Here is a 327-nt window from a genome sequence, read left to right on the forward strand (position 1 = left end):
ATATCCCTGTATTCCATCGGCCGATACTGCTTCAACCCCTTATCAAAAACTGGCGTCTTCTCGCCCATCAAAGTAGCGATTCGTTTCGCAATATAACGTGCCGCCGCCTGCCGTTTTTGCAATTGTTCAGGAGCTAAATAATCTGTATCATCTGTCCTCCCGTCTTGCTCCATATCAATCAGCACAAATTCTGTCTGCGTCCTATCTGACTTTGGAAATGTAGCACCTAAAACCAATTCAGCCTGTTCATCATACTCGATTTCAGGAACTTCTGTATACATCAACTGATTAAAAATAAAATTCGTTGTATCGAGCACATCCGAGCGA

At 43.1% G+C, this 327-nt stretch carries 1 protein-coding gene; it reads right to left on the bottom strand.

Features of this window, described 5'->3' with window-relative positions; all coding sequences use genetic code 11:
* Positions 1 to 327: hypothetical protein (locus tag R8925_RS15955; RefSeq protein WP_430536761.1), on the bottom strand; the 327-nt coding region annotated here is incomplete at both ends.

This window comes from Listeria rocourtiae subsp. hofi (genome assembly GCF_963575615.1).
Taxonomy (GTDB): domain Bacteria; phylum Bacillota; class Bacilli; order Lactobacillales; family Listeriaceae; genus Listeria_A; species Listeria_A hofi.